The organism is Streptomyces tyrfis, assembly GCF_037034285.1.
In the GTDB taxonomy this organism is placed as follows: domain Bacteria; phylum Actinomycetota; class Actinomycetes; order Streptomycetales; family Streptomycetaceae; genus Streptomyces.
Map to the genome: position 1 here is coordinate 29854 of NZ_JBAGJZ010000052.1, position 12358 is coordinate 42211.

General features: G+C 72.9%; 7 protein-coding genes and 3 pseudogenes. 8 read left to right on the plus strand and 2 right to left on the minus strand.

Going from position 1 to position 12358, the window contains the following annotated elements:
• Nucleotides 1-199 precede the first annotated feature (199 nt).
• Nucleotides 200-334 (minus strand): annotated as a pseudogene (locus tag WA762_RS29830) (ArsR/SmtB family transcription factor); the annotation flags it as partial.
• 93 nt (nt 335-427) lie between these two features.
• On the opposite strand from WA762_RS29830, the pseudogene WA762_RS29835 reads away from it, so the two are divergent.
• The 3 genes and pseudogenes from WA762_RS29835 to WA762_RS29845 all read left to right on the plus strand — a co-directional run bounded on the left by WA762_RS29835 (nt 428) and on the right by WA762_RS29845 (nt 3676).
• Nucleotides 428-1820, plus strand: a pseudogene (locus tag WA762_RS29835) (FAD-dependent oxidoreductase).
• A gap of 66 nt (nt 1821-1886) precedes the next feature.
• Nucleotides 1887-2168, plus strand: a pseudogene (locus WA762_RS29840) (glyoxalase/bleomycin resistance/dioxygenase family protein); the annotation flags it as partial.
• Between the two features lie 500 nt (nt 2169-2668).
• Complete coding sequence (locus tag WA762_RS29845; protein WP_335939788.1) at nt 2669-3676, plus strand: methyltransferase; 1008 nt, start codon at nt 2669-2671, stop codon at nt 3674-3676.
• 206 nt (nt 3677-3882) lie between these two features.
• Here the strand turns inward: WA762_RS29845 and WA762_RS29850 are convergent, their stop codons facing one another.
• Nucleotides 3883-4551 carry a TetR/AcrR family transcriptional regulator gene (locus WA762_RS29850; RefSeq protein ID WP_335939790.1) on the minus strand — a complete coding sequence of 223 codons (669 nt, stop codon included), beginning with the start codon at nt 4549-4551 and terminating at the stop codon, nt 3883-3885.
• Nucleotides 4552-4640: 89 nt separating this feature from the next.
• Here WA762_RS29850 and WA762_RS29855 point away from each other — a divergent pair, with 89 nt between their 5' ends.
• The 5 genes from WA762_RS29855 (at nt 4641) to WA762_RS29875 (ending at nt 12305) form a co-directional block, all read left to right on the plus strand.
• Complete coding sequence (locus tag WA762_RS29855; RefSeq protein WP_335939792.1) at nt 4641-6266, plus strand: amidohydrolase; 1626 nt, start codon at nt 4641-4643, stop codon at nt 6264-6266.
• 68 nt (nt 6267-6334) lie between these two features.
• A complete protein-coding gene (locus WA762_RS29860) occupies nt 6335-7759 on the plus strand; it encodes an APC family permease (protein ID WP_335939794.1) in 1425 nt (474 codons plus the stop codon).
• A 171-nt stretch (nt 7760-7930) separates the two neighbouring features.
• Nucleotides 7931-8371: an Lrp/AsnC family transcriptional regulator gene (locus tag WA762_RS29865; protein ID WP_335939796.1), complete on the plus strand. Its 441-nt coding sequence runs from the start codon at nt 7931-7933 to the stop codon at nt 8369-8371.
• Nucleotides 8372-8428: 57 nt separating this feature from the next.
• Complete coding sequence (locus WA762_RS29870) at nt 8429-11386, plus strand: aminotransferase (RefSeq protein ID WP_335939798.1); 2958 nt, start codon at nt 8429-8431, stop codon at nt 11384-11386.
• A gap of 472 nt (nt 11387-11858) precedes the next feature.
• Nucleotides 11859-12305: a hypothetical protein gene (locus tag WA762_RS29875; protein ID WP_335939800.1), complete on the plus strand. Its 447-nt coding sequence runs from the start codon at nt 11859-11861 to the stop codon at nt 12303-12305.
• The last annotated feature ends 53 nt before the right edge of the window (nt 12306-12358 follow it).

Here is a 12358-nt window from a genome sequence, read left to right on the forward strand (position 1 = left end):
GCGCCGTCGTGGCGTGCAACGGGGGTGATGGCAGTCGAGGTGCGGATGCCGACGGGCAGGCGGCGGGCGCAGGGGCGCGCACGGAAGCCGCCGACCGCCTCGGAACACGTGAGACCGCTGCGTCGCGGTGGGCCGCTGCCGCCCGCCCGGCTGTGCCGACTGCCCCGTCGGCGCAAGGCCGTTGACCGTTGGCCGTTGGTCAGGGACGCAGGTCGAGCATGGCGGACATGGCCGCCACGACGGACGGTGCGACCCGGTAATAGACCCAGGTCCCGCGCCGCTCGGAGGTGAGGAGGCCGGCCTCGTGCAGCTTCTTCAGGTGGTGGGAGACGGTTATCGACAGTTATCGAAACAGTGGCCGCGTCGGCCGCCCGCCTCGGAGGACATCACTCCCATGACCACCACTGCAGACCTTTGACCACCACTTGTGACCACCACCGCAGACCTTCCGGTCGTCGTCATCGGCGCCGGCCCCGTCGGCCTGGCCGCCGCCGCGCACCTGGTCGACCGCGGCATCGAGCCTCTGGTGCTGGAAGCCGGCGACGCCGCCGGGACGACGGCGCGCGAGTGGTTGCACGTGCGGCTGTTCTCCACCTGGGGCGAGGTCGTCGACCCGGCGGCCGAGAAGCTTCTCGCCCCGACCGACTGGACCGAGCCGGACGCGGCCGTCAACCCGTCCGGCGGCGACTGGGCCGAGCTCTACCTCCAGCCCCTCGCCGACGTACTCGGCGACCGTGTCCGCACCGGCGTCCGGGTGACCGGCGTCTCCCGTGCCGGCCGTGACCGCATCGTCGACGCCGACCGCGGGACTCAGCCCTTCGTCGTCCACGTCGCCCGTGCCGACGGCCGCGAGGAACGCCTACTCGCCCGCGCCGTGATCGACGCCTCAGGCACCTGGACGACCCCCGGCCTGGCCGGGGCCGACGGCCTTCCCGCCCTCGGCGAGAAGACGGCGGGGGACCGCATCGCCTACCGCGTCCCCGACCTCGCGAACCCCGCGCCCGTTACGCCGGCCGGCGCACCGCCGTGATCGGCTCCGGCGCCTCCGCCTTCACCGCCCTGGCCGCCCTGGCCGACGTCGCTCAGGACGAGCCCGGCACACACGCGGTGTGGATCCTGCGCCGCGGCATCTCCGGATCCACCTTCGGCGGCGGCACCGCCGACCAGCTCCCCGCCCGCGGCGCCCTCGGCCTGGCCGCGAAGGCCGCCGTCGACGACGGCCACGCCGACGCGGTCACCGGCTTCCGCACCGAAGCCATCGAACGCGACACCGACGGCCGCCTGATCCTGGCCGGCGAGGACGGACGCCGCCTCGACCCGGTGGACGAGGTCATCGTGCTGACCGGCTTCCGCCCCGACCTGTCCTTCCTCTCCGAGATCCGCCTCGGTCTCGACGAGCGTCTACAGGCCCCCACCGGGCCCGCCCCGCTCATCGACCCCAACCAGCACTCCTACGGCACCGTCCATCCCCACGGCACTGCGAGCCCTCCCACCCCGAACCCGGCGTCTACCTGGTCGGCATGAAGTCCTACGGCCGCGCCCCCACCTTCCTCACGAGGACTGGCTACGAGCAGGTCCGCTCCGTCGTCGCCGCGCTCGCCGGCAACCTGGAATCCGCCGACGAGGTCGAACTCACCCTTCCCGAAACCGGGGTCTGCGGCGGCTCCGGCAGCTTCGACGACCCGGCGGCCGACCAGACCGACGCCGGAGGCTGCTGCGCCGCTCCGGCACCCGCGCCCGCACGCGTACAGATCGGCGTCGGCGCCTCTCTGCCAGCCGCGGCCGCCGAGGAATCGGCTCCGTCCGGCGGCTGCTGCTGACCCGACCCGGCGCGTCCCTGCCCTCCGACGGCCGGGACGCTTCCGCCCCGCGCCAGGAGGATCGTCATGTCCCGAGTACAGCTCGCCCTGCGCGTCCCCGACCTTCCCGCCTCGATCGCCTCCTCCCACAGCAAGCTCTTCGGCACCGAGCCGGCCAAACTGCGCGGCGGCTACGCCGACTTCGCCATCGCCGACCAGGGTCTGGCGACCGACGTCGAGAACGACACCGCCCGCTGCCACGCCCTCCAGGACAAGGTCTGGGTCCACGGCCCCGGCCAGGAACCCTGGGAGGCGTATGCCGTCGAGGCCGACGCCGACTCGATGGCTAAGGGCTGTCCCGTAATCTGTGGTGGATCAGCGTGCGGCGTCAGATGTGGTGCGTCGCAAGGCGGAGGGGCGCCCGCATACTGGACGTATGCGGGCGTTCCGACAACGCCGCGAGGCGCCGCAGCTGTCATCGCACGCCCGCCAGGGATTACGGGACAGCCCTTAGGTGAAGGGCAGGGCCGAGTGACGTGGGCCTTGCTCACCGGACCATGGATGCGGCGCGCCGGGAGACGGCCGATCGCGGCCGTCTCCGGCAGTACGAGGACCCACGTCCGGGTGAAGACGGCCGGAAGCCCTCTGGCCCCGCCGCGCCCCAGAAGATGCACTGGGACCAGCGGCTACCGAACCCGTCGGGAAGCCGTCCCTGCACCATCCCGTGCGCCATCCTGGCCCCTGATCGGACCCGCCCCCGGATGCTTGAGCCCTCGGAAGCAGCGAGCAAGCCGCGCGACACTGTTCGCGCCCTTTCCCCACCCGGCCCGTTTCTCGTCATTCGGCCCGCCAAGAGAAGGTGACACATCATGAACACGGCACGGCAGTCCGCCGCCCGGCTGATCGATGAAAGCCTGGGGTTCCTGTTTCCCGCGGCGCTGCGCGCCGCAGCCGCCGTGCGGGTGGCCGACCACATGGCGGACGGCGACGAGAGCGTCGAGCGGCTCGCCGAGGCGACCGGCACCGACGTCCGCAACCTCGGTCGAGTCCTGCGGCTGCTCGCCACTCGCGGTGTGGTCGAGGAGACGGGCGAGTCGCGATTCCGACTGACCGTCACCGGCCAGGCCCTGCGCTCGGACGCCCCCCATTCGGCCCGTGCCGCGATCCTCATGCTGACCGACCCCACCATGTGGCGCCCCGCAGGAGAGATGCACCGCTGCCTGACCGACGGAGGCTCTGCCTTCACCGAGATCTTCGGGACACCGTTCTTCGACCACTTCGCGCGTGACGCGGAAACCGCCGCCGTCTTCCACGTCGGCATGGCCGCCATGTCGGATCCCGAGAACGAGCCCATCGCCCAGGCCTACGACTTCCCGCCCACCGGCACCGTCGTCGATGTCGGCGGCGGCCACGGCGGCCTGCTCATCGAGGTGCTGCGCCGGAAGCCCGGCCTCAGCGGGATCCTCCACGACCAGGCACACGTCCTGACCGGCCACCGGCTCGGCGACGAGGACATCGCCGACCGCTGGTCACTGTCCGAGGGCGACTTCTTCTCGTCGGTCCCGGCGGGAGACCTCTACCTCCTCAAGCGCATCCTCCACGACTGGAACGACGAGCAGTCGGCCACGATCCTGCGCAACTGCCGGCAGGCCATGGCGCCCGGCGGCCGCATCCTCGTCATCGACGCCGTCGTGCCGTCCGGCGACCTGCCCCACCAGTCCAAGACCCTGGACCTGATGATGATGGCCTCCCTCGTGGGAAGGGAGCGCACGGAGGAGGACTTCGCGCGGCTCTTCGAGGAGGCCGGGTTGCGCCTGCGACGAATCGTGCCGACGCCGACCGTGCTGTCCGTGGTCGAGGCCGTGCGCGTCGAGTAGGACCGGGAGCGCTTCGGCCGAAGCCTCTCCCGAGGCATCCGTCTCCCGGCCACTCGGCCCCACCCCGGCTCCCGGAGGCCGCGGCGCCGGCGCCCCGTCACGTCGTATGACTGATCGTCAACTTCCCTGCGGCGCAGCGACCGAGGGCGTCGGTGACCACGTGTCAGATCGCGTCTCCCCGCGCGCCGATCGCGGCTCGCCGCCCGTCAGGCGAGTTCCGCGGCGAGCCGGGTGCGCAGGCCGTCGACCAGCGCCGAGAGCGCGACCTCGAAGGCGAGGTCGGCGACCGGGCGTGCCTGCGAGGCGGAGGACTCGTCCCGGGCGCGCACCGCGGCGGTGAACCGGGGCACCTCGGGGGAGTCCGGCCCGGGGTCGAACATCGTGGGCGGCGCCACCAGGTCGAGCGCCGAGCCCAGTATGAACGACTCCACGCCGACCATGACGGGGATGACCGACGCGGTCGGCCAGCCGCCGCGCTCCAGCCCGGCCACCACCGCCTCGTACATCCGCAGGGTGCGGTGCGCCCCGGACACCGGGATGGTCGCCAGCAGCGAGACCGCCTGCGGATGCGCGGCGAAGGCGGCGCGGTACAGTCGCGCCCAGCTGATCAGCGCCTCGTCCCAAGGGTGGTTCTCGAAGACGCCGGCGTCGATCGGCGCGGCCACCAGTTCGCGTACCCCGGCCAGGATGTCCTCCCGGCCCTTCACGTGGTTGTACAGCGACGAGGGCCGCACCCGCAGCCGCCGTGCCAGCAGGGCGATCGAGAACCCCTGGGCGCCCACCTCGTCGATCAGGTCCAGCGCGGCCCGGACGATGGCCTCGCGACCGAGCACGGGGGTCGTCGGGCGACCCGTCCTCCGAGAGCTGACGCTCATTCGGTTTCCACATCCCTCTTCCCAAGCAACGTCGAGCGAGCCTAACCTGCGTCCACTAAAACGAACGGCATTCGCTTTTGGAGTCCCGCATGCCTCGTACCGTCTTCCGCCACGCCACCGTCTGGACCGGCCTTCCCACTCCCCCCGGCACCGCGCAGCCGACCGCGCTGGCCGTGCGGGACGGGCGGATCGAGGCCGTGGGCGCCGCGGCGGAGGAACTCGCCGGGTCGGCCGACGAGGTGCTGGACCTCGGCGGGGGACTGCTGATGCCGGCCTTCGGGGACGGCCACTGCCACCCCGACCAGGCCGGTTACGAAGCGCTCGGCCCGCAGGTCCGGCCCTGTACCAGCGTGGAGGCGGTGGTCGCGGAGGTCCGCCGGTACGCCGACGAGCACCCCGAGGGGGACTGGATCCTCGGCGGCAGCTACGACTCCACGCTCGCCCCCGACGGCGCCTTCGACGCCCGCTGGCTCGACGCGGCCGTCCCCGACCGCCCGGTGGCCCTGCGCGCCTGGGACTACCACACGCTGTGGTGCAACACCGAGGCCATGCGCCGGGCCGGCCTCGACGACTCCGCGCGGGACACCGAGCGCGGCCGGTTCCTGCGCCGCGAGGACGGCAGCCTGGCCGGGACGATGATGGAGTGGGACGCGGTCGACGCCGTCCTCGACGCCGCGCCCGGGCGCGGCCTGGACGTACGGGTACGCGCGCTCGCCATCGCCACCCGGGCGTACGCCGAGGCCGGCGTCACCTGGATCCAGGACGCCTGGGTCGAGCACGAGGCGGTCGACGCCTATCTGGAGGCGGCCCGCCGGGGCGTCCTGGCCACCCGGGTGAACCTCGCGCTGCGGGCCGACCCCACGCGCTGGCGCGAGCAGCTCGCGGTGTTCGCCGCCGACCGCGACCGGGTCGAGGCGGCCGGGCACGACCGGCTGACCGTCCGCACCGTCAAGTTCTTCGTCGACGGGATCATCGAGAACCGCACCGCGGCCCTGCTCGAACCGTACGCCGACGACCCCTGCACCAGGGGCATGCCGGTCTGGTGCGCCGCCGACCTGCGCGAGGCCCTGGTCGAGATCGACCGGCTCGGCCTCCAGCCGCACCTGCACGCGATCGGCGACGCGGGCGTCCGCACGGCCCTGGACGCGATCGCCCACCTCACCGAGGCGCGCGGCCCCAGGGACCGCCGCCCGGTGATCGCCCACGTGCAGATGGTCGACCCGGCCGATCTGACCCGCTTCGCGGAATTGGGCGTCATCGCCAACATCGAGCCGCTGTGGCTGCAGCCCGACCCGGCGATGACCCACCTCACCATGCCCCGCCTGGGCGACGCCCGCTCCCGGCAGCAGTACCCGCTGGGATCGCTGCTGCGCTCGGGCGCCCGGGTCTCGTTCGGCAGCGACTGGCCGGTCACCGACCACCGCCCGCTGACCGGCCTGCCGGTCGCGGTCACCCGGCAGACCCCGCAGCGCCTGCCGGAGGGCGGCTGGCTGCCCGGGGAACGGATCGACATCGAGACCGCGATGGCCTGCTACACGGCGGGCGTCGCCCACCAGGCGATGGCCGACGACCGCGGTGTGCTGGCCCCGGGCATGGTCGCCGACCTGGTATGGCTCGGCCGGGACCCGCGCGACTGCGACCCGCACGACGTGCCGGCCGTCGAGGTCCTCGGCACCTGGCTGGCCGGCGAGCGCACCCACACGGCCGGTTCGTGACCGCAGGGCGGGGCGCACCCCCGGCGTCCCGCCCATCGGCCCCCGCCCCACCCCGGAAGGAACGGCACATGACGGCGACTGACCTCTCCGCGCAACCCAGGCTCAAGCGGGTCCTCGGGCTGCCCGGGCTCACCCTCTTCGGTCTCACCTACCTCGCCCCGGTGGCCGTGTTCACCACCTACGGGGCGGTCGCCGGCGTGACTGAAGGCCACCTCCCGGCGGCCTATCTGATCGCGCTGGTCGTGATGCTCTTCACGGCCTTCAGCTACGCCCGGATGGTCCGCGCCTTTCCGATCGCGGGTTCGGCGTACACCTACACGCAGCAGACCTTCGGCGGGCACGTCGGCTTCATGGTCGGCTGGACGCTGATGCTGGACTACCTCTTCCTGCCGATGATCAACTTCCTGCTCATCGGCATCTACCTGCACAGCCAGTTCCCGTCGGTCCCGGCGCGGGTCTTCGTGCTGGCCGCGCTGCTGCTCTCGCTGCTCCTCAACGTGCTGGGCGTCAACTTCATCAGACGGCTGAGCACACTGGTGGTGGGCATGGCCGGCGTGCTCGTCGTGGTCTTCGTCGCTCTGTCCGTCAAGCACGTGACGAGCAACGGAGCCCCCGACCCGTTCTCGTCCTTCGCGCCCGGCGCCTCCGGAATGTCGGCGGCCTTCTCCGGCGCCGCGATTCTCGCGCTGAGCTTCCTCGGCTTCGACGCCGTCTCCACCATGTCGGAGGAGGCCAAGGAGCCGCGCCGGACCATCCCCCGGGCCATCGTGCTGACGACGGTCATCGGCGGCCTGCTCTTCATCACGGTCGCCTGGATGGGCGCGCTGGTGCACCCGGGCTCGTCCTTCAGCGACCCCGACAGCGCGGGCCTGGACATCATGGCCCAGCTCGGCGGATCGACCCTCACCTCGTTCTTCGTCGCGGTGTACGTGGCCGGCGCCTTCGGCTCCGGCGTCACCACGCAGGCCAGCGTGTCCCGGATCCTCTACTCGATGGGCCGTGACGGGGTCCTGCCGAAGCGGGTGTTCGGCACCCTGCACCCCCGCTTCCGCACCCCGGTCCTCGCGACGTCCCTGGTGTCCGCGGTGGCGCTGGTCGCACTGTTCATCAGCCTGGACAACGCCGTGGTGATGGTCAACTTCGGGGCCCTGATCGCCTTCTCCGCGGTCAACCTGAGCGTGGTCAAGCACTACTTCGTCGACCGGCGCCGCCGCAGCGGGCTCGACCTGCTGTCCTACGGGGTGCTGCCGACCGTCGGCTTCGCCCTCACCCTGTGGCTCTGGACCAGCCTGGAGGGCATCACCTTCGAGGTCGGTCTGTGCTGGATGGCGGTCGGCTTCCTCTACCTGCTGTTCCTGACGCGGATGTTCCGGCGCAGGCCTCCGGTGATGAGCTTCAGCGAGGAAGCGGCCGAGGAACCGGGCGCGGGGGAGGGCCGTGCCAGGGGCCGGAGCGAGGCGGACCCGCTGCCGGACGCCGTCCGGCAGTCCTGAGGGACGGCCGTACGCGTTCCACGGGCTGTCCGGCACGCGCAACCGAGACGATCGATCCGCGCGTCCACGCGCTCGATTCAAGCGAACAGACGGTTGATTCGAGCGCATGAATCGGGCATCGTGCTCTTCACAGCGTTCCGGGCCATCGTTCCGGCAGCAGAGAGGTGTTCCATGGACGACATCGACCGGGCCATCCTGCGGGAGCTGCAGGTGGACGGCCGGATCCCCTACGCCGAGCTGGGGCCGAAGGTGGGCCTGTCGCCGTCGGCCGCGAGACTCCGGCTGCAGCGCCTGACCGACGCCAAGGCGGTGCAGGTGGTGGGGGTGACCGACCCCATGGCCATGGGCCACCGGGCGATGGCCATGCTCGGCCTGCACGTCGACGGCGACCCCCGGGCAGTGGCCGACGCGCTCTCCCGGCACGACGAGGTCGTGTACACGGTCCTGACCGCCGGCACCTTCGACCTGTTCGTCGAGGTCGTCTGCGCCCGGCCGAACGACCTGCTGGACTTCATCAACGACGTCGTGCGGCCCGTCGAGGGCGTCACCGCCGTGGAGAACTTCCCCTACTTCGCGATCCACACCCACCGCTTCCTGTGGCACGTCGGCTGAAGCGCCCGAGCGTCCGCCCCGATCCGCCACCGCCACGCATCGCACCGAGGACCCCCAATGCCGCACACCGAGCACCGCACGATCGACTTCTTCGCCGAGGACGCACTCCCCGCACCGCGCACCACACCGGCCGAGGCCGAGCTCATAGCCGCCCGGCACCTCGGGATCGAGGCGCACGCGGAACCGCTGGGCAGCCAGCAGGACGCCAACTTCCTGCTGCGCGACGGGAACGGGACGACCGCGGCGGTCCTGAAGATCGCCAACCCGGCCTTCGGCCCCATGGAGATCGAGGCGCAGGACGCCGCCGCCGACCTGATCGCCGCCGCGCACCCGGACCTGCGGGTCGCCACCGTCCTGCGGCGTCCCGACGGCTCCGCCCGCCGTGCGACGGTGGAGTCCGGGAGCGGGCCGGCCGTCGCCCGCCTGCTGCGACACCTGCCCGGTGGCGCGCTGTCCGGGCCGCGGTACCTGTCCCCCGGCACGATCGCGGCGATGGGCACGATCGCCGCGAAGGTCAGCGTCGCCCTGCGCGAGTTCCGGCACCCGGGCCTCGACCGTGTCCTCCAGTGGGACCCGCGGCACGCCGACCGTGTCGTCGCCAGACTCGCGGGACACATCGACGAGCCCGAGCGGCGGGCCGCCGTCCAGGACGCCGCCGCCGAGGCCTGGGCCCGCGTCCAGGAGGTCGCCGCGGCGCTGCCGACGCAGGCGGTGCACCTGGACCTCACCGACGACAACCTGGTCCGCCGCCCCGACAGCCGTCCGCCGACGCCCGACGGAGTCATCGACTTCGGCGACCTGACCACGAGTTGGGCGGTCGGCGAACTCGCCGTGGCGCTCTCCTCGATGCTCCACCACGACGGCGTCGAACCCCACCACACGCTGCCCGCCGTCCGCGCCTTCCACGCGGTGCGGCCGCTCTCCGCCGAGGAGGCCGAGGCGCTCTGGCCGCTCGTGGTCCTGCGCGCCGCCGGCCTCGTCGTGAGCGGGCGGCAGCAGGCCGCCGTCGACGCGGACAACGCCTACGCCACGGCCGCGCTCGACCGGGAGTGGCGCGTCTTCGAACAGGCCACCCGCCTGCCGCTGCCGGTGATGGCCAACCTGGTCAAGGACGCGGCGGGCTTCGCCACCGCGCCCGCCCCGGTCGCCCCGCCGGCGCACCGCCTGCTGCGTGACATCACCGCCGACCGCTTCGCCGTGCTCGACCTGTCCACCGACGCCGACTCGATGGACGGCGGGGCCTGGCTCGAAGCCGGGGCCGAGGACCGGCTGGCGGCGGCCGCCCTCGCCCGCGGCGCGGCCGCCGCCCACACCCCGTACGCCCGGGTCCGGCTCTCCCGGGCTCCCGCACTGGCCGCCGCCTCCCCCGCCACCGTGCCCACCGGCGTCGACCTGTGGCCCGGCCGGACCGTCGTGGCGCAGGCGCCCGACGACGGCCGGGTGCTCGCCGCCGAACCCGGCCTGCTGGAGATCACCCATGGCCCCCGGGTCCTGGAGCTGTCCTTCGCCTCCACGATCCGCCCGCTGGTCACCGCCGGCGCGGCGGTCCGCGGAGGCGAGGAGCTCGTCCTCCTCCCGGCCGGCACCGCGGTCCACCTCGCGCTGCGCGACGCCGACGGCCCCGCCGTGCCGCCCCTGGTGCGTCCCGAGTACGCCGTCGGCTGGCTGCCGCTCACCGCCGACCCCGCCCCGCTCCTCGGCCTGGCCGCCGACGACCGCGCGGAGCGAACCGACCTGCTGGAGCGGCGCAGCGCCGTGTTCGCGACGGTGCAGGAGCACTACTACGCCGCACCGCCCCGGATCGAACGGGGGTGGCGCCACCACCTGCTGTCCACCGACGGCCGCTCCTACCTCGACATCGTCAACAACGTCACCCCGCTGGGCCACGCCCACCCCCGCGTGGAGCAGGCGGTCGCACGGCAGTTGCGGCGGCTCAACACCAACTCGCGCTTCCACTACGCCTCGGTGGTGGAGTTCACCGAGCGCCTCGCCGCTCTCCTCCCCGACCCCTTGGACACGGTGTTTCTGGTCAACTCCGGCTCCGAGGCGGTCGATCTGGGCCTGCGGCTGGCCATCGGCGCCTCCGGCCGGCCCGACGTGGTCGCCCTGCGCGAGGCGTACCACGGCTGGACCTACGCCTCCGACGCGGTCTCCACCTCCCTCCAGGACAATCCGAACGCCCTTGCCACCCGGCCGAGTTGGGTCCACACCGTGGACTCGCCCAACTCCTACCGGGGCCGCCACCGCGGGGCCGACGCGGCCCGCTACGCGCCGGAGGCCGTCGCGGCGATCGACGAACTGGCCGCTGCCGGACGCCCGGCCGGGGCGTTCGTCAGCGAGACCTTCTACGGCAACGCCGGCGGGGTCGCCCTGCCCGACGGCTACCTCGCCGCGGTGTACGCGGCGGTCCGCCGACACGGCGGTCTGGCCGTCGCCGACGAGGTCCAGGCCGGATACGGCCGACTCGGCCACTGGTTCTGGGGCTTCGAGCAGCAGCAGGTCGTCCCCGACATCGTCTGCGTCGCCAAGGCCATGGGCAACGGTCACCCCCTCGGCGCCGTCATCACGTCCAGGGAGATCGCCGACCGGTACCGCGAACAGGGCTACTTCTTCTCCTCCACCGGTGGCAGCCCGGTCTCCAGCGTCGTCGGGCTCACCGTCCTGGACGCCCTGCGCGACGAGGACCTCCAGGGCAACGCGGTCCGCGTCGGCGCCCACCTGAAGGGCCGGCTCCAGGCCCTCGCCTCCCGCTGCGGCATCATCGGCGCCGTCCACGGCTCCGGCCTCTACCTCGGCCTCGAACTCGTACGCGACCGCACCACCCTGGAGCCCGCCACCGAGGAGACCGCGGAGCTCTGCGACCGCATGCTCGACCTCGGCGTCGTGGTCCAGCCGACCGGGGACCACCTCAACATCCTGAAGATCAAGCCTCCACTGTGCATCGACACCGCAGCCGCGGACCACTTCGCCGACACGCTCTACCTGGCGCTGTCCCAACTCGGCCACGCCGTCTGACCTCGCACGTCCGCGGGCAGGGGTGCGGCGGCGCTCCCGGGGGCGGACCGGGCCGCCGCACCGATCTCCGACCGGGCGGCGCCTTCCTCACCGGCATCGGCGCGGGCTCCGGTTCCACCGCTCCGGGATGGCCGGGGGAGGGGGCTCCGGGGGAGGCCGGCCGAGCGGGGCGGCACACGGCACGGGCCCGGTTCTCCGGCCGGAGCGGAGGGCCGGGCCCGGCGACACCGCGCGGGAGGCCCGGCGACCCTCCTGCCCGGTGACGCCGCACCACCCAGCAGGCGGCCTGCGGCCGGCGAGCCGCGAAGCGGGGCCACGCCGCCCGCCCCAGCCCGAGGCCGGCCGGGGCGGAGAGCACGGTTCCCCGGCCCCGCAGCCCCAGGTCCGCCCGGTGATCAGGCGGAGCTCCGGTCCGTACGTGTCCCGGCCGACCGGGCCGTGGAGCGACCATCTGGCGCGATAGGTTCTGTTCATGGTTATGCGTGACCTATTGGCTTCCCCCGAGTACGCGGCCTGCAAGGCGGGCTGGGAGGCGCGGGCGGGGGTGACGTTCGCCCCGCGACCAGAACCGTCGGTCGTTGTCGAGTTGCTGGCCGAGGAGTTCGAGTCGAGCGGCATCGGGGTCGGCGAGGTCGCCGAGGTGCTGGGCGACCAGGGCTTCGCCGCGTTCCTGGATCGAAAGGCCGCGCTTGACGAGAGCGAGGGCGATGTTCAGGAATATCCCCCCGGCAAAGAACCTGATCCCGACGATCCCGATGAGGTCGCGGAGGTCCATGGGTATGCGCACTCGGCGATCGCGGGGAATGCGATCTGGTACCTGCTGGCGAAGCAGTCCCAGAAGCGCTTGGCCGACCACCTCGTTCAGCAGCGCGTACCGAAGGCGCGAGCCTACGCGCGCGAGCTGATGAAGCTCATCTGACCCGGTACCGTGACCGACGGTCCGCGATCTCGCACTCTCGGTGAGTGGGGCGG